Source organism: Escherichia sp. E10V5 (assembly GCF_004212315.1).
Taxonomy (GTDB): Bacteria; Pseudomonadota; Gammaproteobacteria; order Enterobacterales; family Enterobacteriaceae; genus Escherichia.
This window is the reverse complement of the sequence record NZ_RHJM01000055.1, coordinates 1-24235: the sequence shown is the minus strand read 5'-3', so window position 1 is coordinate 24235 and position 24235 is coordinate 1. Positions and strand designations below refer to the sequence as shown.

The 24235-nt window shown below is 42.2% G+C and carries 19 protein-coding genes and 2 pseudogenes; 6 read left to right on the top strand and 15 right to left on the bottom strand.

Features of this window, described 5'->3' with window-relative positions:
- Positions 1-179: pseudogene (locus D9738_RS24430) on the bottom strand (flagellin FliC); the annotation flags it as partial.
- Positions 180-521: 342 nt separating this feature from the next.
- Positions 522-1814, bottom strand: coding sequence for a FliC/FljB family flagellin (locus D9738_RS24425; RefSeq protein ID WP_130261391.1), 1293 nt, complete (start codon positions 1812-1814; stop codon positions 522-524).
- A gap of 288 nt (positions 1815-2102) precedes the next feature.
- Between D9738_RS24425 and fliD the strand changes: the two genes are divergently transcribed.
- The 4 genes from fliD to D9738_RS24405 all read left to right on the top strand — a co-directional run bounded on the left by fliD (position 2103) and on the right by D9738_RS24405 (position 5868).
- A complete protein-coding gene (gene fliD / locus D9738_RS24420; RefSeq protein ID WP_130210261.1) occupies positions 2103-3590 on the top strand; it encodes a flagellar filament capping protein FliD in 1488 nt (495 codons plus the stop codon).
- Between the two features lie 52 nt (positions 3591-3642).
- Complete coding sequence (fliS, locus tag D9738_RS24415; RefSeq protein WP_130210263.1) at positions 3643-4050, top strand: flagellar export chaperone FliS; 408 nt, start codon at positions 3643-3645, stop codon at positions 4048-4050.
- Complete coding sequence (locus D9738_RS24410; protein ID WP_130210265.1) at positions 4043-4378, top strand: flagellar protein FliT; 336 nt, start codon at positions 4043-4045, stop codon at positions 4376-4378. The genes fliS and D9738_RS24410 overlap by 8 nt, the downstream gene beginning before the upstream one ends.
- A 275-nt stretch (positions 4379-4653) precedes the next feature.
- The gene (locus D9738_RS24405) at positions 4654-5868 is read left to right on the top strand and encodes a sigma 54-interacting transcriptional regulator (RefSeq protein ID WP_130210267.1); all 1215 of its coding nucleotides are present in this window, start codon (positions 4654-4656) and stop codon (positions 5866-5868) included.
- Between the two features lie 34 nt (positions 5869-5902).
- Here D9738_RS24405 and D9738_RS24400 read toward each other — a convergent pair whose 3' ends face one another.
- Both D9738_RS24400 and megL read right to left on the bottom strand, forming a co-directional pair.
- Complete coding sequence (locus D9738_RS24400) at positions 5903-7201, bottom strand: aromatic amino acid transport family protein (protein WP_130210269.1); 1299 nt, start codon at positions 7199-7201, stop codon at positions 5903-5905.
- A 74-nt stretch (positions 7202-7275) separates the two neighbouring features.
- Positions 7276-8478 (bottom strand): methionine gamma-lyase, encoded by a 1203-nt coding sequence (gene megL / locus D9738_RS24395; RefSeq protein WP_130210271.1) that lies wholly within the window; start codon positions 8476-8478, stop codon positions 7276-7278.
- 349 nt (positions 8479-8827) lie between these two features.
- Between megL and D9738_RS24390 the strand changes: the two genes are divergently transcribed.
- Positions 8828-9121: a type II toxin-antitoxin system YoeB family toxin gene (locus D9738_RS24390; RefSeq protein WP_130210273.1), complete on the top strand. Its 294-nt coding sequence runs from the start codon at positions 8828-8830 to the stop codon at positions 9119-9121.
- A gap of 43 nt (positions 9122-9164) precedes the next feature.
- On the opposite strand, the gene D9738_RS24865 is transcribed toward D9738_RS24390, so the two are convergent.
- The 8 genes from D9738_RS24865 to D9738_RS24355 all read right to left on the bottom strand — a co-directional run bounded on the left by D9738_RS24865 (position 9165) and on the right by D9738_RS24355 (position 19718).
- On the bottom strand, positions 9165-9332 hold the full coding sequence (locus tag D9738_RS24865; RefSeq protein ID WP_165383301.1) for a hypothetical protein: 168 nt from the start codon (positions 9330-9332) through the stop codon (positions 9165-9167).
- Positions 9333-9420: 88 nt separating this feature from the next.
- Positions 9421-10554 carry a glycosyltransferase family 4 protein gene (locus D9738_RS24385; RefSeq protein ID WP_130261390.1) on the bottom strand — a complete coding sequence of 378 codons (1134 nt, stop codon included), beginning with the start codon at positions 10552-10554 and terminating at the stop codon, positions 9421-9423.
- 81 nt (positions 10555-10635) lie between these two features.
- On the bottom strand, positions 10636-13341 hold the full coding sequence (locus D9738_RS24380) for an autotransporter outer membrane beta-barrel domain-containing protein (RefSeq protein WP_130238098.1): 2706 nt from the start codon (positions 13339-13341) through the stop codon (positions 10636-10638).
- Between the two features lie 450 nt (positions 13342-13791).
- Complete coding sequence (locus D9738_RS24375) at positions 13792-14940, bottom strand: MFS transporter (protein ID WP_130261389.1); 1149 nt, start codon at positions 14938-14940, stop codon at positions 13792-13794.
- Between the two features lie 43 nt (positions 14941-14983).
- Positions 14984-15682 (bottom strand): HAD family phosphatase, encoded by a 699-nt coding sequence (locus D9738_RS24370; RefSeq protein ID WP_240725569.1) that lies wholly within the window; start codon positions 15680-15682, stop codon positions 14984-14986.
- A gap of 52 nt (positions 15683-15734) precedes the next feature.
- Entirely contained in the window at positions 15735-18083 is a 2349-nt protein-coding gene (gene hypF / locus D9738_RS24365) for a carbamoyltransferase HypF (RefSeq protein ID WP_130210281.1), read from the bottom strand.
- Positions 18058-19122, bottom strand: coding sequence for a hydrogenase expression/formation protein HypE (gene hypE, locus D9738_RS24360; RefSeq protein WP_240725571.1), 1065 nt, complete (start codon positions 19120-19122; stop codon positions 18058-18060). The genes hypF and hypE overlap by 26 nt, the downstream gene beginning before the upstream one ends.
- Entirely contained in the window at positions 19119-19718 is a 600-nt protein-coding gene (locus D9738_RS24355) for a cysteine hydrolase (protein WP_130210283.1), read from the bottom strand. Before D9738_RS24355 ends, hypE begins: the two co-directional genes overlap by 4 nt.
- 237 nt (positions 19719-19955) lie before the next feature.
- Here D9738_RS24355 and D9738_RS24350 point away from each other — a divergent pair, with 237 nt between their 5' ends.
- Positions 19956-20837, top strand: coding sequence for a LysR family transcriptional regulator (locus D9738_RS24350; protein WP_240725572.1), 882 nt, complete (start codon positions 19956-19958; stop codon positions 20835-20837).
- Positions 20838-21003: 166 nt separating this feature from the next.
- Here D9738_RS24350 and D9738_RS24345 read toward each other — a convergent pair whose 3' ends face one another.
- The 3 genes and pseudogenes from D9738_RS24345 to D9738_RS24335 form a co-directional block, all read right to left on the bottom strand.
- Entirely contained in the window at positions 21004-22134 is a 1131-nt protein-coding gene (locus D9738_RS24345) for a hypothetical protein (protein WP_130238096.1), read from the bottom strand.
- Positions 22135-22793: 659 nt separating this feature from the next.
- Complete coding sequence (gene cspG / locus D9738_RS24340) at positions 22794-23009, bottom strand: cold shock protein CspG (RefSeq protein WP_130210289.1); 216 nt, start codon at positions 23007-23009, stop codon at positions 22794-22796.
- Positions 23010-23622: 613 nt separating this feature from the next.
- Positions 23623-24235: pseudogene (locus D9738_RS24335) on the bottom strand (hypothetical protein); the annotation flags it as partial.

The window sequence follows — 24235 nt, the reverse complement described above, 5'->3', positions numbered from 1 at the left end:
CCAGAGATGCTGGCGGTGAAACGGTTGCTGATAGCCTGGCCAGCAGCATCGTCTTTTGCGCTGTTAATACGCAGACCAGAAGACAGGCGTTGGATCGCAGTGCCGAGAGTGGACTGAGATTTGTTCAGGTTGTTCTGTGCAACCAGGCTCAGTGCGTTGGTATTAATGACCTGTGACATGATATATCCTCAATTAAAACCTGGCGGTGCGATCCGCCCAAAATAGAATTTAAATAAAATATGCGTTATGACTGCCGCATACCCTATATATCGGCGCACCCATAAAATGGCTAAAGCGTATTTATGAAAAATATAAAATTCTTATTTAAGATTATTAATAATCTGATTTCTGGTGTGAAGTTGGCGCTGGCAGCAGGAGAGGGGATATTTATTTTCGGATTCTCTGACGAAAACGGTTGTCAGGAAACAATAAATTTTAACGACTGGATAAAAATAAAATCAGCCCGGGGGGATACCGGGCTGGTTGAGATTATCAACAGAATTAGTCTGCCAATACAGAGATTAACGCAGAAGCTGCAGAACGTTCTGCGGAACCTGGTTGGCCTGTGCCAGAACAGAAGTACCGGCAGACTGCAGGATGTTAGCGCGGCTCATATTAGATACTTCAGACGCGAAGTCAGCGTCGAGGATACGAGAACGAGACTCAGACAGGTTGTTAACGGTGTTGTTCAGGTTGCTGATAACAGAATCGAAACGGTTCTGTACGGCACCGAGGCCAGAACGCAGTTTGTCAACCTGAGACAGCGCGGCATCGATAGCTTTCAGCGGATCGGTGGTTGCTGGTTTGGTGTTAACTGCGGTTTTTAAATCAGTGATGGTCGCAGTGAAATTACCAGCCTTATCGTTGGTGGTATCCAGTTTGGCATTGGTTAAATTACCCGTAGCATCTTCCAGATAGTAGTTACCTTTACCATCGTCTTTCAGGGTGGTACCGGCCGGTACACCTGTTACTTGTGTAGAGTGATAAGCTTCCTGGTCTTTTACTGATGTAGGTGCTGTAGCCGTAGTAAAACCTTTATCCGCACCAGTACTATCGAAGGTCATACCGCCTTTACCGTCATCAATAATTTCATAGTACTTATTATTTGCCGGATCGGCATCTGTACCAATCTGGGCGTAGATTTTACCAGTTGCACCATCTTTAACAATATTATCCGCCTTGGCAGCTGCACCTGTGTCTGTGACATTAGCTACATCATACTTATAGCCTTCATCAACATTCACATTAGCGCCTGTTGTATTCAGGGTTGCGGCATTAATACCGCCAGCCACGTTGAAATCAGTCATCCCGAGGGTGCCGGCATCCATCTTGCTCAGATCGATACTGATAGTTTCGCTATCGTTAGAACCTACCTGAATCGACAGAGACTGATCCTGGCTGAGAACTTTAACGCCGTTAAATTCAGTCTGATTGGAGATGCGGTCGATTTCATCCAGACGGGCATTGATTTCGTCCTGGATGGACTGACGGTCAGAATCGGAGTTAGTGCCGTTCTGCGCCTGAACAGTCAGACGACGGATGTTCTGCAGGTTGTCGTTCACTTCGTTCAGCGCACCTTCAGTGGTCTGAGCGATGGAGATACCGTCGTTAGCGTTGCGGGAAGCCTGAGTCAGACCAGAGATGCTGGCGGTGAAGCGGTTGCTGATAGCCTGGCCAGCAGCATCGTCTTTTGCGCTGTTAATACGCAGACCAGAAGACAGGCGTTGGATCGCAGTGCCGAGAGTGGACTGAGATTTGTTCAGGTTGTTCTGTGCAACTAGGCTCAGTGCGTTGGTATTAATGACCTGTGACATGATATATCCTCAATTAAAACGTGACGGTGCGATCCGCCCGGAATAGAATTTAAACTGAATATGCGTTGTAACTCCGCATACCACAGATATCGGCGTGGAAATAAAGTGGCTAAAGCGAATGAGATAAAAAAAGTAAAAATAGGGCGGAAATGTAAGAGGACAAATTAAAGAAAGCGAATAATTTCATTCTTCGGATTGTTGAAAAAAAGTTAAATATTTATCCAGTCTGTTTTTATGCCGATATAGGGAAGAGATTCTTAAAAATCACAACCCCTCAGGAGAAACAACATGGGTATATCATCACTGGGAATCGGTTCAGGGATCGATACCGCATCAATGCTGGAGCAACTTAAAGCCAGCGAACAGCAGCGCCTGACGCCCTATACCAGTCTTCAGAATAGCTATAAATTGAAGATTTCAGCCTGGGGATCTATCTCCAGCCTATTGTCTACGCTGCAAAAATCGGTGAAATCATTAGGTGGTGATGCATTCAATACCCTGAAAGTGAGTAGCAACAAAGCCTTTACTGCGACGGCGAGCACGGGTGCGCTGGCGGATACTCATGAAATTACTGTGGAACAACTGGCATCTGCCCATAAACTGAAAACGGAACTCCAGACCAGTGCTGACACCACCCTGGGGAGTACAACTGGCAGCGGCACCAGAAAGATCACCATCACGCAAAAAGACGGAAAAACCACCGAAGTTGAACTTAAAGACGATGAAACGTCGTTAAACAGCATCGCCAAGGCTATCAACAAGCAAAATGGTGATGTTAGTGCCAGCGTTCAGTCTACAGGCAAAGGTTATCAACTGGTTCTGAGTTCTAAAACAACCGGCAGCGACGGTGAAATGAGCGTTAAGGTCGACGGCGATCAGAATCTTGCGGACATCTTGGACACGTCAGCAGGCGGTCAGCATCCAAATGGTGTTGCGGGCGATCCCGGTGCAGCTGACAAGATGATTTCGGTTTCGGATGCTAAAGATGCCAAATTGTCTGTTGATGGTACTGATTTTACTCGTTCCAGTAACAACATTACTGACATCATTGACGGTGTGACGCTGAACCTGAATGCCGTTTCTGAAGCAGATAAAAATGATCCGACCAAATTACAATCTGAGCAGTTGACATTAACGGCTGATACGTCTGCTATTAAAACTCACCTTCAGGATTTTGTTAAGCAATACAATGCACTGCTGTCAGCAACAACTGTATTCAGTAAGTACGTCAAGAATGATACCTCCGGTCTGAGTGATGATGATGTCGCAACGCCCAGTTCCAAGAGCGGGGCGCTGATGGGCGATTCCACGCTGCGCGGAATGGTCAGTCAAATTCGCTCTACGGTAAACGGCGTTTATGGTGATTCTGGCGCTGATTATGGTTCATTAGCCGATCTGGGCATCAAAATTGATGCCGCAACCGGTCAGATGACACTGGATGAGAACAAGCTGGACAACGCGATTGCCGATGATCCGGATCAGATCGCCAATATGTTTATGGGTCATGGCAGTAATGAAGGCATGGCGACTACGTTGGGGAATATCATCAGTAGCTATATTGGTACTGGTAGCGATGATAAAACCGGGCTTATCAAGACCACCACTGACGGCCTTGATTCACAAAGCAAGGTGGTTCAGCAGCAAATTGATAAGACCCAGAAACTGATCGATGCTCAGGTTGAGCGTTATCGCATCCAGTTCCAGAATCTGGATACCGCGATGTCAAAAATGAACAGCATGAACTCGCAATTAACCTCTCTTTTATCAACGATTTAATAAGAGTAAAGGCTGACGGAGCGTGACTCCGCCAGCCCCGCAGGAGTCTGATATGTACACTTCACAGGGCGCAGAAGCCTACAAACAAGTTTCGCTACAGAGCAAACTGGCAGGAGCAACCCCACATCAGCTTATTTCTATGCTGTTTGATGGAATTCATAGCGCAATCCAGAAAGCAATTATCTATTTTGAACAGGGTAATATTCCTCGCCGCGGGGAGATGATCTCTAAAGCAATCAATATTATTGATAATGGTTTGCGGGCATCGCTTGATCATGAGAAAGGTCTGCATATTGCAGGCGAACTCGAACAACTTTATGAGTATATGTCACGGACATTGTTTCAGGCTAACCGAACGAACGACCCTGAATTACTGAAGCATGTCGATCAACTATTAATGCGGCTTGCAGAAACCTGGGAAGAAATTGACCCACAGCAAACCCGGGGGAGACGTGGTTAATTTGATTTCACATTATGATAATTTGTTCGACATGAACCAGTCGATGTTAACGATGGTGCGTGAAGAAAAATGGGATGCCTTTTTAGCGCTGCTGGATATATTTCTGGCGAAAGCGGAAGACTTAATGACGGGCACCAGTGGATTAACGCTGTCAGAAATTGAGCGTGAACGCATCAAAAGTCTGGTTCGTGAGCTTATGAACGGTACAGAGGAGTTGATCCGTAAAGTCAATATCAGGCTCGAAACGCTCAAGCAAAATATGACATCTTTGCATCAAGGTTCAAAAGTTAGTCAGATGTATACGTTTTTTGACGCGGTAAAACGCTAATTAGCATTGGTTATACTGCATTCCCTGGGCAGCAAATGAGCTGTACCAGCGTTGGTTAATGTCCATTGGAGTCATGGGCATTAACAATATCATCTATTCTCAATAGTTTATCTATCATATTTCCTATTTCCAGTTTCCGATGCTACGCGACACATATTCCCTTAACGTTGTTCTTCATTGAGATTTTCCTCAACTCTGTGATGCCTTTGGCAGAACATCCTCCTCCTTGCAGTAAAATGCCTGTCGATGTGTTCAAAAAATGCAATGGAGCTTATGTGTTTACGATACGCTGGAATATAAAAACCATTGACCGTATTTCAATGATAGAAGACGTTTTAAAAGAATTTTCATTTTATAAATTTAATATTATTTCAATGAAAGTGACAGCCGGACGCATTCTTATTAAATCAATGTGTCGTCATACAGGGGATATCAATAGTGTGGTGACACGGTTAAGTCATCATCCAGACATTATTAATATTGAGCATTTTAGTACCGATAGTGGAATCACCTCTCATAGATCAGTAAAACCGAGCGAATATTTTACTGATATGATTGGTGAAAGCCCGCAAATGCAATCGCTTATAGAAAAAGCGATAAAGTTTTCGGAAAGTCGTTTTACCGTATTGATTCGCGGTGAAACGGGAACAGGGAAAGAGTTGCTGGCGCGTGCTATTCATAATTGTGGGCCACGACGTTTACACGCTTTTATTCCGGTAAACTGTTCGACAATCCCTGAAGAACTGATGGAAAGCGAGTTCTTTGGTTACGAGAAAGGCGCGTTCACCGGGGCCGATGGCAAAGGGAAGAAAGGATTGTTTGAAATGGCGGATAAAGGAACGCTGTTTCTTGATGAGTTTGGCGAAATGCCACTAAGTATGCAGGCAAAACTACTGCGCGTTTTGCAGGATAGTTGTATCCGCCGTATAGGCAGTTCTCAGGTTGTTTCTTTTGATACTCGGGTTATCGTAGCCACTAATGCGAACCTGGAAGAGATGATGTTGAATCGTGAGTTACGTGCCGATCTCTACTACCGAATCAATATTCTTTCGTTAACAATCCCGCCGCTTCGCCAGCATCCACAAGATATTACGTTATTAATTGATCATTTTCTGCAAAAGCATTGTTGCGAGTTTAAGCGGGCATTGGTTTTTGATAAAAATAGTCTGGAATTTTTGCAGCATTACGCATGGCCGGGCAACATCAGGGAACTGGAGAATATTATTATCCGTTTGATGCATATGTCGGACAGTGGAATAGTAACAATGGACGAAATGAAATGGATGAATTCTCTATGCCGGGAGAATCAGCAAAGGCACAGTGGGAATATAGGGCCTTTAAAAGAACAAGTTCGCTTGACTGAACGAAAAATTATCGAAAAGATGTTAGATGATAATGTCTCTGCGCGTGGTATCGCTAAAGTGCTTGGTGTCTCGCATACTACCGTTTTGAATAAAATACGCAGCTACCAGCAGGATATGGTTTATTAATGCCCCCATCTAAAACATGGGGGCGTCCCAAATACTACTCGATGAGTTTCAGCAGCGGTGAGAGACAGAGTAAAATACCGTAGATAAAAATAAGCCAGCTTCTGACCCCGCGCAGGTTTTCTAGCGCTTTGACACTGTAAATTAAGAAAACAGGGATCAGACAAGAGACGATACCGTATAGTGGACTACCAAGCTGGAAAAACACCAGGACGGATACACGAAACGAAACCCAGACAACCAGTGTAGCAACAATAAAAATCCCTATTCCTGTTGTGAGCATCTGCGGGCTGACTTTCTCAACATTAATTACCCGACTTAAAATATTGAGTACAATTCCTTTCAATGCTTCATGAAAACCAAGATATATACCAAAAAAAGCCGTCAGAACTGCAAATATATTTAATATTGTCGAAGCAAGATGAATAATTTCTCCCGGTATCACTTGCGTTGCCAGCGCCAGGGCGGAAATATTCTGCTCAAATGCGGAAACCGCTTCTTCATGGCTGATGGAAAAAGTAAATGAGAATGAAAAAAATAATATGATGGTTATCAGCGCAATGTAACTGATTCGATGGGTGCGGATAGCCATTCTGGTGGCCATAACCCGGTCTCTTTCTCTTTTTCGATAGGCAATATTCATCGGATTCAACACCTGAATAAAGACGGCTGAGAAAAAACAAAACGGGATGGTGAGCAGAACGTCGCGAAAAAAATCACTCATTGGCGGGAATGCACTAACATTATTAAAATTCCAGTGAGGGATCATGATAAAACCGAGAATAATAATAATTCCCACTTTGATGATTACCATTGGTCCGGAAATTTTAAATAATATTTTTTCACCACGAGAGGCAATGGCCACTAAAACAGAAAAGACAATGATCTTATAGATAACGGATTGTGACAAGTCGCTATCGGTTAAACCAAAATGCCTGATGTACGAAGCGCTGTCAAAAATGACGGAAAGAGAGTAGATGAATATCCCATGGACAATCATCAAAAAATAAATAACACCTAAAAAAATTCCCCAGTTTTTCCCCAGGTAGTGGCTTATAATATCAGTATAATCGTTGCAGGTTTCACTTTTAGAAAGTGTTTTAAGATACATATCCTGCACAATATAAGTTGCAGGGTAAGCAATAATAAATGCTGTAATGAAAACCCATATCCCTTTTAAACCGATCTGCACCGGCATTAAAACAGTACCTGCGCCAATTGCCATGCCAATGCATAATAAGACCCAACCAAAGTCATAGCGTGTAAAGGGGAGTTTATTGGTGAGTGTGTGAGAAATATTTACATAATTATCCGCTTGTTGCGTGCTGATTTGCATAATGTGCCTCCATCCCAATCCCTCTGCCAATAAGACAGAGGGCAGGCGTTGATATTTTATATGCTGTTGAAAAATTAATTTCCGGCGATGGCTGTTGCGATTGCCTGCTGAAGGTCCTCAATAATATCGTCAGGATCTTCCAGACCTACAGAAAGCCGAATCATTCCATCAGTAATTCCTGCTTTTAATCGTTCTTCTGGCGGTACAGGAGAGTGGGTCATCGATGCCGGATGTTGGATCAGCGTTTCGGTATCCCCAAGACTTACCGCCAGCAAACATAAATTGACCGCGTTAATCATCCGTCTGCCAGAATCAAATCCTCCGGCTATTTCGAAACTGATGACACCGCCGGGTAAAGTCATTTGTCGCTTATATAAATCGTACTGAGGGTGAGCCAGTAATCCAGGATAATAGACATGGGTAATTGTTGGATGGCTTTCAAGGAACTGCGCAATTTTCATGGCGTTGCTGGAGTGACGTTCCATCCTGACGCCGAGAGTTTTAACGCCACGCAAGGTCAGCCAGGCATTAAACGGACTCATACATCCGCCTGTAATATCCTTAAGTCCAACGTAACGCGCCTGGTCGATAAAGTCTTTTTTACCAACAATAACACCGCCAATTACATCGCCGTGACCGTTAATGTATTTAGTGACACTATGTACAACAATATCCGCCCCCAGACGTAATGGTTGTTGACCGTAAGGCGACATAAAGGTGTTATCGACAATTAACAGCGCGCCGTGCTGATGCGCGATACCCGCGACCATTTCGATATCGACCAGTGTCAGTGTTGGATTGGCTGGGGTTTCGATATAAATAACCTTCGTTTCTGGCCGTATTGCTGCTTTTAGTTCAGCAATGTTGGTTGCGTCGACAAAGCTTGTGGTAATGCCAAATTTCGGCATGCTGTGGGAAAGAAAAGCGTGCGTGCAACCATAAATTGCATTGGCAGAGACAATATGATCGCCTTGCTGACACAGAGTCAGCAGGGCTGTCGTAATTGCTGAAATTCCAGAAGCGGTCGCCAGCGCGGCTTCACCGTCTTCAAGGACGGCCATTTTTTGCTCAAGGGCATCTGTGGTGGGGTTACCCAGGCGAGTATAAATATAACCTGGTTCTTCCAGTGCAAAACGTGCAGCGCCTTGTTCAGCATTATCAAAGACAAATGTTGATGTCTGGAAAATTGGCGTGCTGAGTGATCCTGTAGAGGGGTCCGGGTGTTGTCCTGCGTGTACAATTTTGGTATCGAATCGATAATTGCGGTTATTAGACATACTCTTTCCTTAATTTTATAAACGACTCGCTAATGACTTAGCAATTGCTATGCCAGATAAATAAGCGTGTATATTCAATTCATTAGTATTTTTACACTGTCGTTTATGTTCGGAATATTTCCAGTCTGGAAATAAAGTTGCCACTATTAACGGAAACAATAGTTACAACATACAAATATTTGTCGAAATCTCCGCACTCTTTAAACTCCAGATACTAAAATGTCGCTATGTAATACCTTATCGTTCAATCAAAACAATTGTTGTTCTAACCGACGAAGAGTTAGTTAGGCTAAATGTTGTAATGAGCAGCGCTGCTCACCATGGGCAGCTTTCAAGGAGATGAGAGTTTATGTATTACAATTTTGATGATCGTGAACAAAGAACCAGATATCGCCAAAACAAACATATCGAAGTACCGCAAGCCGCTATGAGAAAATATTATGAATGGCGTCGTCTTGTCAGGGACTATGGGCACGATCCAAAAACAGCGGCAAAATCTGTTTCGGATGCAAATTGTGAAAAACTTCACGGTGTTACTGATACTTATTCATTTCGGATAAATCAAGAGCATAGGGTTGTATTCATCAAGCGAGGTAATGATATAACAGTTCTTTCCGTAGGCGGCCATTACGTTCGTCAGTAAGTAAAGACAGGTGTTATGGTAGACCTGTATAACTGCCGTCATGTTAAAGGTGATCGCTCAGGTGGTCACCGAACTCAATAATAAAACGGATCATCATCAACAGCCAGTTCTGGAACGACATACTCAATTTAAGGGTATCGTTGTTGAGTACCAGGTAAATGAGTTTTTTACTTGGTACAGTACAAGATAAGTAACCGTGGCAACTTGTCATTGACCGCCTCTGACCCACAATCAAGTCTGGGTCAAGTATTTATGCTGTAAGAAAAACAGCGTTTATGGGAATTTTGAATAAAAATAACTCACTGTCGTTCTTTCTGTAACGTCTTATGCAATTCCTGCCAAACGCTGATATATGACTCAGTCATCTTGCTTAACGTAAACTCCGGTCGATTAACACTATTACGGAATATCTGCGCCTTCTGGTCTTTACGTAATTGCTCGACATCCGAAAGATAAGTAATAATTCGCTTTTGGATCGCGGCGATTGTCGGTTCGCAAGCATATTCCGGCTGCATATAACTATCCATACCTAATCCTGGCGTGGCGATTAATGCGCAATTCGACAACAATGCTTCCAGACCAACAATACCGTAGCTTTCCTGCATACTTGGGAAAACGACGATATCAGTTTCCGCCAGCGCCCGTTTTTTCTCTTCCCCTTGCACAAAGGTTAAACCTTTAAAACCTTCTTTTTCCATATAATCGGGGATTTTTTCAGGTCCATAAACCCGGGCTTCTATGCGCTGCCGATAGGTTGGTGGAAGTGTATTGATGGCATCACGGAAAATCAGGAAATTCTTCACAATATCGGTAAAGCGACCAAAAAAGCTAATCACGACTTTGCCTTCAGGATGGGGAATTTTATCCGCCGGATAATCTGCGAAATCCACACCGATTGGAAACAGGTGAGGTGGGACGATATCCGCCGAGACATGCTGAATAACAGAGCGATGGGCCCAATCGCTATGAAGAACCACCGCGCCACTTTGCCGCACGGCGATCCTCTGCTCCCAGTAATGCTGCATTCCTTTTTGTGTCCGGGTCAGATAGTGTTGCATACCGATATAGCTGGAATGCAGCGTGAACTGAACGCGGTTTAGCTCAAAAAAGAACGGCAATAGCGGCGAGTTTTCATGTACCGAAATAATGTCAGGTTTGAACTCATTGAGGATCGGCTGAACTTTTTGCGCTGTACTCCAGGCCACGTTAAGACTGAGCGACTCCAGCGATGAATCGAGGGGTAAGGCCGGTTCTACTGCAATCTCATAATCAGCTAACTGAGAATGTGCTGTCTTTTGATTATTCAGATACAACACTTTAAAAGGATAATTACGCCGTTTTAATTCCGCCCAAAAGTGTTCATTAAAAAAACCAAGACCGCTAAACAGCACGTCCGGGGCTTCAGTTGTAACAATTAAAACTCGTGGTTGCATACCAAATCCTATTATCAAATGCAACGGATAGCCTGCCAGTCAATAAAAACCGCCAGGCTTCCATTTAACAATGGCTCTCCACTAGAAACGATATTTAATTCCTAATATAACCAGAGTATCGCTATAGCCACTGTCACCCATTTGCTGCGTGACGTTACCCCAAAGATCCAGGCGACGAGATAACTGGCCTTCAAGTCCCACTTTTACTTCGCCAATATTTTTGGTTCCATCAATACTATTCTTATAGCCATTCATGGTTGCACCAAAGTTATGAGTATTGTGGATCCAGTTGGCTTCGATAAATGGCTGGAATTTACGGTCTTTACCGTTATCAATAGCACTATGACCGTTGGCATAAGTACGAATACCAAGACGACTTTGAATATTGCCATCACCATCAAAGGAAACACGTGAACCACCACTACTTGAATGTTCAGTATGGTCATTGGCGCGAACGTTCATCCAGGTCAGTTGTCCCTTAGGTTGCAAATAATATTTCACACCGTCAGAGATTCGTTCCCCCAGTTTGAAGGTATAGCCAGCTTCAATTGATGCCGTAACACCCCGGGATTTATAGCTTTCCGTCGCCAACTGGTCACCTTTTACTTCATTATCAAACCAGTTATATAAAGCCCAGGCATCAACATAACTGCCTGTTTTATCATGCTCATTGGCATACCATGTGCCATACAATCCCGCACTGTACCCCGCCACAGAACCTGTGGATTTATATCCTGAATATTTTGACTCCGTATTGCTGTTTTGCCTGGCGAATCCGGCCATTACGCCCAAATGCCAACGGTCGAAACCATTGCTACTCCATTGTGCAATATCGCCACCTAGTTGAGAAACGTAACGATTCCCCTGATTTTTTAACTGGCCACTGCTATCACGAGAACGGTTATGACCGCCAACTTGGCGCAGCCACAAACTGGTCACCTTTTGCTCACCGGTCAGGGCATCAGTATATTGGGTTTCCCCCATACGATCGTGAAGGCGCATCAGGAACAGGCTATTGGCGGCCATATGGTTAAACATATAGCTCCCCGGTTCGGGTCGATTGATATTTTCAGGTTCAGGCTTCGGTTCTGGAGTTGGCGTAGGCTCGGGGTCAGGATCAGGTTCCGGGTTCGGTATAACCGGATCTTCAGGCGTGACAATCGGAAGCTGTGAACGCAGATACCAGTCACCATCCTGATTATTGACGCTATTTTTATGCAAATAGTATTCAAATGCACCGCCAACGACACGACCTTGCTGAATAAACTCACCGGAGGAATCACCGTTAACTTCAATAACTTTGATCCCTTCACTGGTTTTAGCTCCGGTTCCGCCAGAATTATTAATCAGCAGATAACTTTGTCCGGAGGTTGAGCCATTAATGATGACTCTGTCTGTAGGAGAACTGTCATCCCCAAGGTAAGTATCCAGCTCAACAGTGCCATTATTACCCACATAATCACCGTCGATAGTAAAACGATCACCTACGACGTTATTAGCGAGAATTAAACGGCCCTGGTTTTTGAAGGTGGGCAAATTCTGCAACAGCGCGCTGTTTGCGCTGCCATCGGCATTCGCGGTCAGTATAATTTGACCGAGGTTATTTAACTCAGTCGTTCCGCCACCAAAATCACTGGTTGCCACAGAAGCAACCGCATCCCGGACACCATCCCGATCGGAATCTGACCACTGACGAATATTCCAGACGCCCGTTGTGTCATTCACGATCTTATCCTGACCGCTGGTTAATTGAATAACACCAGTCATCGTTCCGGCATTGGTGATGCTGGTAGCCGCCCCAGTGTATTGGTATGTATTAATACCCGACGGATTATTAGTGTAGTTGAGATCATAATAATCATAGCCAGTTGTGCTAATCGCGACATCAGACAATGCCCCCAACGTTGCACCTTCATCAATCGTGATACTGGAAGTTGCTCCGCCGATGGTTTTAATCCCCGCACCTTCAGAGCCGCCATCAACTACACTACCTTCCTGTAAGTGAACATCAAACACACTCTGAGGATCGAGAATAATGTAGCCGCCGCTACTATAGGAATATTCAGGGCCGGTATCCTGTAAACGAATCGCATCTCCAACTTGAGAGCGAATAACGCCTGAGGTTGTCATCCGAGATTCCAGCGCCTGAGAATATATTGCGGCTGTATCTTTACTGGCACTCTGGTTAACAATTTGACTATCGGAATATTGCGTCACGGCCCCCAACGCTAATAGACCGCCGGATGCACCCGCCAGATAAACACTGGCGTGTTGGGTTCCACGAACGTTGGTTATATCAAAGATTATACCGCCGGAAGGCCCGGAGATGGGGGCCTGAGGTTCCTGCACATCAACATCGGAGATGTTTCCTGTATAGATATTGCCAGAGGTGCTCACTTCAATTTCGGTGTTGCTACGTCCTAATGCCTCAATACCCGTTGCATCCGAATGAATTGTTGTGCCAGCCTCTAAATGGATAACTGATTTATCCGTAGTCATATAATCAGTTTCGTATTGATAGGCTGGGGTACTAGTACGATTATTTATGTCAGTATGAATATGGATATTTATTTTGTTATCAGCATAGACACAGCTAGTTTCAGGTCTGGTACTGACATAATCACAAGAATCTGTGGCATGCGCGGTATTAAAAGCAAGAAAGATAGCACCTGCAACCAGGGTTTTGTTAAAGGGATTTTGACCTGCGTGATAGTATACATTCTGTAGCGCTATTTTAGGTTTTTCAACGCTCTCTTCTGAATAACAACAATTGTATCTATTATCCATAATAGCTCATCCTGATGAAATTTATCCATTTAATAAAACCGACGAGAGCAATACCACGCGCACGCATTTGGTTTAGGTTAAGAGTCTATACGTCCCATTAATTTTGTAAATAAGAAATATTGAACTTTTGGTTAAAATATCATTCATTGATAAAAACAACATTTTCATACTCAAATAAACACGCATTCGGGACCAGAAAACGATAGTTATTATACAGATTTCAACTGGTTAAAGTGAAAATGGTTTAACAAACGGAATGATCGATTAATAAAATTGTTAGCGATATAAAATAAGGATTTTTATAAACAATGCCAGGAAATTTCCGTGATTAATGCGGACAAATCACTCGTCTCTTTCGATTATTCAAAAAGTTAAAGAAGAAGATCTGTATCCTGAACAATGGCCAGAAAGGCCTCGAGAAGTCTAACCCTTTATCATCAACGAAAGTTTTTAATATTTGTTAATATTATTACGTAATAATGGTGCAAGCACAGCATTCATAACAAGTATAAAAGCCATTGCTATATATATCATTGGAAAACCGAATTGTTGTGCAAAAAAGCCTATTGGTGCTGGCGCCATTAATGTACCTAAATAACCGATGCTTGTAACAATACTTATTCCAGTACCTACAGCAATTCCAGACTGATGGCCTGCGGATGAAAAGATGACAGGAACAATATTGGCAATACCACCGCCAGCCAGAGAAAAAGCCAGAATTGCCTGCCACGGCGACGGTGACAGGGCTGCTGTTAGCATACCGGCTGCTGCCAGGATACTGGATACACGAAGAGTTTTCACGGGTCCATAACTATCACGTATCACATCACCAACGAATCGAACCATTGACATGGTGCATGCAAAAAAAGCAAAAGCAAGGCTGGCTATTTCTATATTAGCATTAAGGTTTTTCATTAGATAACGTGATGACCAGTCGACAACCGCACACTCTGGTATCATTCCAAGAAGAGCCATTATTTCTATAATATAGATTTTAGCCTGGCGGGGTAAACTCGATGATGATTTATTTTTCTGATTCTCTTGTGGATGATCATTAGTGATAAAATGAAGTGCTGTCAAAACCAGAAGAAAAGCGATCCCAGAAATTATAAAAATATGACCAAGGTATCCATAGTTTTTAACTGCATAACCACCTGTAAAACCCGATACAAATAAACCAACGCTCCATGAATAGTGGCACATTGACAGTATTGCGTAAGCTAATTTTCTTTCAACGATAACGGCATTTGCATTCATGGTCACATTCATCGAACCAATCATCGCGCCTAAGAGAAATAAAAAGAATACTAATGAAGAAATATTTTTTACAATGCCTTCGGATATTAACGAAACAGATGCTAACACGGCAAATAATCGAACAACTTTTTGTGAGCCAAACCTTGAGATTAACATACCGGACAGAGGCATCATAAATAAAGCCCCCAAACCGAATGTCAAAATAAGTAGACCAATGGTTATATCATCGGCGCCAAAACGAGGAGCAAGCTGTGCTATCTGCACAGCCCATCCTCCTTGTATAAATCCGTTGACAAAAAATAGTACAGTAACGGCCCATCGGGATTTTTGTAGCCGTTCCATGAACATTACTCCTGCTGTGTTAGCTGTTTATCACTGTAATGAATTACTTACTATTTAATAAAACAGAGTGATCAGCACATAATTTAAGCATATAGCTATCTTCACTGTTTCTGATTAATTGTACATTTTTAAAATCAGGAATAATGACTTTTGCGCCTAATGGCATGAGCTCCTCATCGCCTACACCAACGCAATAACAACCCGCAGCAACTGCTGATGCAACGCCGCTTTTAGCATCCTCGAAGACAACTGCCTGACTTGCTGGAATACCCAGACGTTGTGTAGCAAGAAGATAGGGATCAGGGTGAGGTTTGCCACGGGTAACATCATCACGTTCTACAATAACGGATATGTAAGGCTCTGCATGAAGTAACTCTATGACTCTGTTAATTTTTTGCCTCCAGCCGCTGGTTACAATACCAACAGGAATGTCGGCCTCTCCCAAAGAAGCAATGAGGCTGGCAACGCCAGGTATAAGTTCACAGTCCGTCGTATTCTCTACATGAATAATATGTGCCTGAACTTTTTGCTGGTCGGATTCCGGGAGATCGCCAAATAATGTCCGGATAGTATAGGGGCCAGGATGTCCGTGAATATGCTTCTGTATATCTTCGTCGGTGAGATGACGTTCATACATCAGAGCCGCTTCACGCCATCCATTTTCAATAACCATCCGGGAATCAATCAGGACTCCGTCCATATCAAATAAAACAGCTGAAAATTTTTCTCCGTTTTTATTCACTCTATTCTCCTTCAATGATAATAAATATCTATATCTATATCTATATCTATATCTATATCTTCATACCGTTCGCTGCTACGACGACCTGTCCCAGCGATATGCATCCATCATTACCAGGTACCAGCTTATGGCAATATGGTTTAAAACCTCTTGATTCAAGTTCATCAAGAGTGTTAACCAGCAAGAATTCATTACAAAAAACGCCTCCGCTCAATACAATCTGGTCAGTTCCATAACGTTCAGAGAGGAGAGAGCACATTGTTGCTATAATATGCACAATGGTTGAGTGAAAACGTCGGCTAAGATCTTCCTGGTTGATGTTATTGACTAGTATGGACTGAACTAATTCTTTCACTAACGGACGATAATCAACACTTATATCACCATTGTGAATTTCATCGATTATATAGGTAAATGGTTCAATCATATGAAAATCTTTTTTTAGAAGCGCTTCCATTTCAATGGCGGCCTGTGCTTCATACTCAATCTCTGAACAAATTCCAATAAGTGCTGAAACACCATCGAAAAGACGCCCCATACTGGTAGTAATCGTTGTGTTAATTTTCCTTGTTACCATCCTGGTGAATACTTCACGGCGATTTTCAGATAAATCAAGAATAGCTGGTAAGTTGATATAACTCTCAACATTTTCACCATATGTTTCAACCAGCAATGATATTGCCATTCTAATAGGTTCTTTAACCGCTTTATCTCCTCCTGCTAATAACATTGGGCGTAAATGAGCAACACGCTCTACACTTTCGACGTTACCAAATAAAAATTCTCCGCCCCATATTGTTCCGTCAGAACCATACCCTGTACCATCGAAAATCACGCCAATGGTTTTACCTGAAAGACCATTTTCCGCCATACATGCGGCCATATGCGCATGGTGATGTTGGACCTGAATGACTTTGATCTCTGCATTTTCGAGGGCACTGCGAGTTGAACGAAAGGCCGGGTGTAAATCACAGACCAGAATATCGGCTTTTTTTATGGACAGTAACCCTTGCAGATGTTTTATACAGTCGAGATGAGATTTAAATGTTGTATCATTTTTTAAATCCCCAATATGTTGACTGATAAACACTTCTTTACCTTTCCCAATACTTATTGTGGTTTTCAGTTCGGCACCAAACGCCACAACATTTCCAACGGAATAAGGAAGGTGAACAGGGTAGGGAGCATAACCTCGTGAGCGACGCAAAAATGATATTTGTGAATCGGGGGTGTTTTTTCGCTTAATAACGCGAACAACGGAGTCATCTACTCTTGTACGAATATCGCGATTATTAAGTACAAAGTAGTCTGCAATTTTCCCTAGTTGTTCTATTGCATCATTATTATCAATGACAATAGGCTGTCCGGAAATATTTCCGCTGGTCATTATAACGGCCGGGAGTTCAGGATCAGCAAGTAACATATGTTGTACAGGCGTAGAAGGCAACATTACACCCAAATTGGGGTTTTTGGGGGCCACCACTTCTGGCAACGTCTGAGAGCGTTTGCGCAAAAGAACGATAGGGCGAGGCCCGCTCTCAAGTAAAGAGATATCGTCAGGGGTCACAACTGCCCACCTGGCCGCGCTTTCACTGTCTGCAACCATAACAGCGAACGGTTTAGCATCACGTCGTTTACGGCGACGTAACTCTCGCACAGCATCGACATTGGATGCATCAACGACCAGATGAAAGCCGCCAAGACTCTTAATGGCAACAATAGCGCCTTCTTTTAGCCTGTCGATGGTAAAACGTATAATGTCACTGACTGAGATTGATACGCCATCTTTATCAGTTAACTGCAGTTGTGGTCCGCAAACAGGACACGCATTGGGTTGCGCATGATAACGGCGATCTTCAATATCATGATATTCCTTATTACATTGTGGACACATTATAAAAGATTGCATGGTCGTTTGTGCACGATCATAAGGCATTCCACAGATAATAGAATAACGCGGACCACAATTGGTACAATTTATAAAGGCATAACGATAACGATGATTGGACGGATCGTTCATTTCCCTCAGACAGTCTTTACATACATTTGAATCAGGGGGAACAATTGTATCCATATTGGATAAATTATTGCTTTTTCTGATATCAAAGCCTGAATAATACGGCGCTGGTTTTTCCAGTTCGACCTTATATATATCAGTGATCCGTGCCAGAGGCGGTGGCTGAGAGATCAGTTCATCAATTATGTTATTTATGGTCTGTGAAGATGCCTGCAGTTCAAGCAAAACACCTTCGGAATCATTAAGAACCCAACCGGTTGCACCATGCGTTCTGGCTAATCGATGAACAAAAGGTCTGAATCCTACTCCCTGGACAATGCCGCAAACTCGAAACCGGCAGGTGTCTTTTTTTTCAGAATCAACAGAGTCTTGGTAGTTCTGCACCGTAAAGTTCCTCAATAATAGTATGCGTTCCGTCAGATTCGACCATGCAGACTTCCGGCTGCGAGCCTGATTTAACCTCTCCAATAATCGCTGCCTTTTTACCAAAAGGATGAACGCGGAGTAATTCCAGAACATGCTCTGCCACATCTGGCTCAACAAACAGGCAAAGACATCCCTCATTGGCCAGATTAATGACATCCACACCTAACATATCAGCAGCCATAGCTGCCTCAGGCTGGACAGGCAACGCATCTTTATTAAAAACAATAGGGCATGAAGTGGCTCTGGCATATTCGTGCAATACTGCAGAAAGACCACCACGAGTAACGTCCCGCATGGAAGCTATTTTTCCTGTAGGAGTATTAAGCAAAATGTTTTCAATCATATGATTCAGCGGTGCACAGTCACTTAATATATTACGTTCAAACCCCAAACCTTCCCGAATCGATAAAAGATGAATAGAGTGATTCCCGATATAGCCACTCAGGATTATTTTCTGACCCGGCCTGACATGAGTTATCGAAACAGGAGGCCGCTCCAGCACGCCTATTCCGGCAGTATTGATAAAAAGCTGGTCAGCCTCGCCTTTTCCAACAACCTTGGTATCACCGGCAACAATTTTCACACCGGCTAAACGCGCTGTTTCACGAACGGATGCGATAATTTTTAATAAATCTGAGACAGGCATCCCGTCTTCAATGATCAGACTCAGCGTGAGATAAAGCGGGCGGGCTCCACTTACCGCCAGATCATTAACTGTGCCACACACGGCAATCTTACCAATATCGCCGTTGCCAAAGATAAGAGGAGTTACAACGAAAGAGTCGGTAGTGAAAGCAATTTTATTCGTTGGTAGATCCAACAAGGCGCTATCCTCCATCTCTCCCAGATAAGTTTCTTCCAATGTTTCTGAGATACGCTCAACCAGCTCTCTGCTTAATTTTGCACCTGTACCATGATCCAATATTATTGTTTCATTCAATGGCGCAAATAAATTCTCGCCAAGTTCGTTATCGGGCGTTGCTTCAGTCATTTTCATGCTGTTGTCCTTTCACCACGTTCAGGTAAATCACCAGTTTTCTCCAGTAACGACAGTATTTCAGTGGACGGGGCGACGGTTGCACAATATCCAGCAAGCCATTGAAGCGCTCTGTCGGTATCATCTGATGAGGGGGCAAAAACGCAGTCATCAGGAACCCAGACGTTATAACCACGGAAGAAGGCGTCTGCTGCTGTCGTCTGGACACATACGTGAGTTTGTAATCCGGTGACAATAACTGTTTTGACTCCAAGCTCCTGGAGTTTTTGATCTAATTGAGTTTCAAAGAAGCCACTATCCCTGCCTTTTACCACAATAAAATCTGATGGATGGTAAACGGTATTAATGATTTGATTGCTTGGTGTGCCCGCTATTGCTGGTATTCCAGCCGCGCGGTTTCGATATCGACGCTGAACAGCTGGGTCATCAGGATCATGAATAAGTTGCAGATGTATAACGGCTTGCCCCTGGTTTCTTACACCATCAAGAAATTTATTAAATGCTTTCAGCTTTTTATCAAGTTCTTGCGGGTCATTTGTTATTTTATAAGTAAATTCATATTGTAAATCATTTGTCAGAACAGCAATATTTGGCATCTTTATATCCTTATTAAATAATTTTAAATGTTAATAATTCATTCAGACATAAATGAAACACCCTGAAACTATCTGTACAGGGCTATGCCAGAAGATTAAAAATAAAAGGATGTTCATCAAATATAAAAATAATAGATTTTTATTCTCAGATAAAAACCTTGTATAACAATATGAACCATACAGGTATAGTATGTACAATTCCTTTTTTTCAAAAATTGATAAGCAACGGGAATGGATATGAAGCTGCTACGTGCCTTTGTAACACTTGCCAGATTAGGGAGCTATCATGATGCAGCTGAGGCCATGTACATCACTCAGCCAGCACTAACAAAGAAAATACAGTCTTTGGAAAAAATAACGGGGATTGCCCTTTTTCAACGGGGCCGTCAGGGAGCAAAACTGACAGAACCAGGAAAACAGCTTCTTTCCCGGGCTCAGAAATTGTTGAAACATTATGAAGAGTTTTCAGAATATGCACAAAATTTGCAAAAAGGAAGTTCAGGTAAGCTGACTCTTGGATTTGGGATATCCTCGTTTCAGTTAGCTCCCAGATGTGTAAGCCTCTTTCGGGAACAATACCCTGACGTTGAGGTATTACTTGATGATGTTCCTTCAGATGTGCAATGCCGTATGTTACTGGACGGGAAGCTTCTGGCTGGATTTACCCGAGAACCGTTAACAGATAAACTTAACTTCAGCCCACTGTTTACAGAAAGTCTGGTTTTGGCTATTCCAGCGGGATTTACACTTAAGTCGCAAAAGATTCAATCAATACTGAACCAATATCAACTGTTGCAAATGACCCCAGACAGAGGTCGGGGATTGGTTGAACAAACAGAAAAATTTCTGAAAGAAAACAATTACAAAGGTAAACCATCTTCTGCTGCAAACGATATCCATACTTTACTAGCTTTGGTTGCTACAGGGAACGGTGTGGCTTTACTACCCGCGGGAACCAACTATTTATTACCTAAGGGCGTATCACTTATTAGGCCAGAGGGTAATTATACCAAATGGAATATAGGAATTGCCTGGAACCCGCAAATAAATGATATTATCAGGGATAATTTTTTACAAATAGTAAACAATATTAGATTGAATCAGTATTGTGTTAATTAATATTACAAATTGAATAAAAAAGATTAGACTCAAGTCTCAACCTGATACAAACGGGCAACTTAGTGGACAAAAAATGCGACAGCACTGTTAATAATCCTGTCGCATGCAGTTAATTACTCCGCAGAATAAATTTTCATAAACAGAAATTTATTTTTGAAACGGGTAATCATCTCAACTGTATAGTCAATCCACCAGAATCAAAATCAACACTCAATTTATTCCTGTTATCAATAGGTTTTCCATCTATGTAAACAAGATTCAAAAGATATAGCGCATTAACATCATACTGGGTTCCAATTGAATGTGCGTTTAATCTTAGCACTGCTCCTGACCCTGATTTAAAATTGAACATGCCGGGCCAGCACTTACCTGTTGGGTTAATCACTTCCTTCACAGGGTTAATAGGGACGATATCAATCAATGGATTAATTGTTACCTTTGCATTACCTGACAATTGAATAATCTTACCTTTCCCATACCCTTGTAAAAATTGAGCTGTATGAATATCCACTGTCGAGTTATCAAAAGCATCTATCGCAACGAAATCACCTGTGTTGTTGTCTGGGATGTCATTATGGATAGACATTGTGAAAATATTACCATAAGATGAATCATGAAAAGATAAACTATTCGAAAGTTTTAATTCTGATTCAAGATGTTGATCCGACCTAACATTTAGTAAGAGTGAGGAATAATTATTAAAACGCAATCCCTCAGGTTCAATACCAGCACGATTAGGTGCTGAAATCGCATAGGCATGTACATCAAGAGTGCTATACCCTGATAGCGTTGCTTTATAAAATAAACCAATGCTATCAGCCAAAATGGAAAATTTCGAATTCTGCAAACCCGTAAAATCTGTGGATGTCGCTGTCTCTAACGATGACATTCCGAGAAAAACACCCTGTAGTTCTTCCAGTGTAACACGACTGTCGTCGTACAAGCTGAAAGCAATTTTGTATTCAGGGTAATATAGAGAGGAGTCAATTAACCTTTTATTTTTTAATTTCCTATTGCCTGAAATACGGAAATCAGCTTTTTCAAAAAATTTGAAACTGGAATCTTTAGGTGCCGCAGATTGTACAGCCCAGTTAATCTGGTTGGATTTTATACTATCCGGAATAAGAATAAGAGGGCCTGATTGAGTACCATCCATAGTTACACCGTAAACATCAAGTCCGCACCCTTGCATTTTATTAAATGTTTCTGCAGGTCCCTTCAACGTAGTTTCTCCGGCAGAACGAAAAGTTTGCTGATTATTAGAATCCCAGCTAAACGTGTCATCTGTATTTTGCATAATAACCTCTTTTCAAATAGAAATTTGCAACCCAAAACAATATCAGATTGCTGATGAACTACCTGTTTTTTCAGGTAGTGGAATAAAGTGTTAATTCATTTTCTCTGGACATGAAGTAAATTCACGGCGTTATTTGCCAGAATTTAGTCACAACGCTTTATCACTTTTCTGCGATCAAGATTTTCATTAACTGACAATCTTAAAAGCAGCTGCAATGATAATGACTTGAATACTTCATTCCAGAGCACTTTAACACCATGAATATTAATGCAATTAAAGAAGAGTTGTTGTTATTTGCAAGTTATATATTGATATGGAGTGGGTTATTTTAAAATGATCAGATATCATAGAAATGATTTTTATTATAAATCTGTGATATTGGTGATGACTTATGTTTAAATTTATCTATCTAACTGCATGATTAGCAGTCATTTTAACCAATAGGGTAAGGTAATTTACTCAGATAACGTCATGTATCTCTTCTGATATATAGGTTCAGACGCAGATAAATTTACCCGTTAAATACTTTAGACGGCATAGATATTAAAAAACAACCCGCCATTATGGCGGGTTGTTTTTTAATCTGATTATTCCTGCAACTCTGTCTACTCGGGCTTATGCCGTCTTCGTTATCGCAGATATGCTGATTATCAGGATAGTTAGCTCAACGCGATAACATTCGCGGCGGCCGGACCTTTGGCCCCATTCTCGATCGAGAACTCAACTTTCTGACCTTCATCTAAGGTGCGGAAATCGTTGCTCTGGATCGCAGAAAAGTGTACGAACACGTCTTTGCTGCCATCAGCAGGGGTGATAAATCCAAAACCTTTATCTGCGTTAAACCATTTTACTAAACCAGTCATTTTGTTAGACATAAATATTACCTTCTAAATTTGTGAGCCACACAACGCGGCAAGAATGTGATCTGTATAAAGATTTTGACTTACTAAGGCACTAAAGGAGGAGACTCACGAAGAAGGGTAATCGGAAGATAACACTGAACTGAGACTGCTTTACTAAAACTGCTTTCATAAGGTCTGTCTTGCAAACCAACGATGCTATTAACGCATATTCATTATAGTTATGCAACTTTTATTTTTCATTCATGTGTTCTATTTGTTGTGCGCCATTAACAAAGGTAAGCCAGAACGCCTGTTATCCCTTCTGTCGGTGGCTGGCTTTCAACGAAAGCCGTTGGAGCGTAAGGAGAGTCGTGAGCCCCATGATGTCCGGTAGTTCTCCTCACTATATAATGCCTGAAACCAGGCAGCGTGATGGTGAGTTACCATTCGACTATTTTACATATTCTGTGCCACCACGGCGGTTTAAAATTTCGACGTTTCTCGCACGAGCACCCTGTAACACATTTTTCTGAACAGAAAACACTCAAAACAGAATGATAGCCGGACATATATTATGTTCCGGCTATTTATTAATAGCTTACTTAATAGGTTCAGCAAGTGTCGTTCTACATTTTAATTATTTTTACTACCAAATGCTCATAGCAGTCGAGTATTCAAAAACAACCACGCCATTAATAAGATGGTCTGCTGGTTTTAAATTATAAGTTCTGGCGCCAGAGTCGCTCATTGTTTTACCATTAATAAGAATCCTGTGAGTATTTTCTGATTCAACGACAAAAGTACACATTTTATCGATATCCACAGTGAGATAAGACCGCTTACCTTCATTGATATTAACGCCATTACTATAAACAATAAGGTTAGTATTAGCATAATCCTGAATCGAAAGAATAATATGGCATTTTCCTTCCGGGGGCTCAGGGAATTTCTCAGGATTCATATATGTGAAATCAGTAAATTCTACGCTTTCAGTATGAATTTTCATAGTAAATACCCCAATTATATACCGGATATCCACCCCACCTAAAAAATCCACTTCAAGATTATACTTATCGTTAGTGTATCCTATTGTTTTATCTACATCTACCCCGCAGGGGTCATCTATCATATAGATATACCTATTTCTTGGACCTTTATCGACAACATCAATAGTACTATCCTGTACTGCACAAACAGTACCCATGCCGAATGAATACGTCGTATTGTAGTGGCATAGTGAATTTGGCCACCTGAATAGA

What these genes read in the sequence shown, in the direction of transcription:
- D9738_RS24425 (WP_130261391.1), bottom strand. Translation starts at nt 1,814, where the DNA reads ATGTCACAGGTCATTAATACCAACGCACTGAGCCTAGTTGCACAGAAC.
- fliD (WP_130210261.1), top strand. Translation starts at nt 2,103, where the DNA reads ATGGGTATATCATCACTGGGAATCGGTTCAGGGATCGATACCGCATCA.
- fliS (WP_130210263.1), top strand. Translation starts at nt 3,643, where the DNA reads ATGTACACTTCACAGGGCGCAGAAGCCTACAAACAAGTTTCGCTACAG.
- D9738_RS24400 (WP_130210269.1), bottom strand. Translation starts at nt 7,201, where the DNA reads ATGCAAATCAGCACGCAACAAGCGGATAATTATGTAAATATTTCTCAC.
- megL (WP_130210271.1), bottom strand. Translation starts at nt 8,478, where the DNA reads ATGTCTAATAACCGCAATTATCGATTCGATACCAAAATTGTACACGCA.
- D9738_RS24390 (WP_130210273.1), top strand. Translation starts at nt 8,828, where the DNA reads ATGTATTACAATTTTGATGATCGTGAACAAAGAACCAGATATCGCCAA.
- D9738_RS24865 (WP_165383301.1), bottom strand. Translation starts at nt 9,332, where the DNA reads ATGACAAGTTGCCACGGTTACTTATCTTGTACTGTACCAAGTAAAAAA.
- D9738_RS24385 (WP_130261390.1), bottom strand. Translation starts at nt 10,554, where the DNA reads ATGCAACCACGAGTTTTAATTGTTACAACTGAAGCCCCGGACGTGCTG.
- D9738_RS24380 (WP_130238098.1), bottom strand. Translation starts at nt 13,341, where the DNA reads ATGGATAATAGATACAATTGTTGTTATTCAGAAGAGAGCGTTGAAAAA.
- D9738_RS24375 (WP_130261389.1), bottom strand. Translation starts at nt 14,940, where the DNA reads ATGGAACGGCTACAAAAATCCCGATGGGCCGTTACTGTACTATTTTTT.
- hypE (WP_240725571.1), bottom strand. Translation starts at nt 19,122, where the DNA reads ATGAAAATGACTGAAGCAACGCCCGATAACGAACTTGGCGAGAATTTA.
- D9738_RS24355 (WP_130210283.1), bottom strand. Translation starts at nt 19,718, where the DNA reads ATGCCAAATATTGCTGTTCTGACAAATGATTTACAATATGAATTTACT.
- D9738_RS24350 (WP_240725572.1), top strand. Translation starts at nt 19,956, where the DNA reads ATGAAGCTGCTACGTGCCTTTGTAACACTTGCCAGATTAGGGAGCTAT.
- D9738_RS24345 (WP_130238096.1), bottom strand. Translation starts at nt 22,134, where the DNA reads ATGCAAAATACAGATGACACGTTTAGCTGGGATTCTAATAATCAGCAA.
- cspG (WP_130210289.1), bottom strand. Translation starts at nt 23,009, where the DNA reads ATGTCTAACAAAATGACTGGTTTAGTAAAATGGTTTAACGCAGATAAA.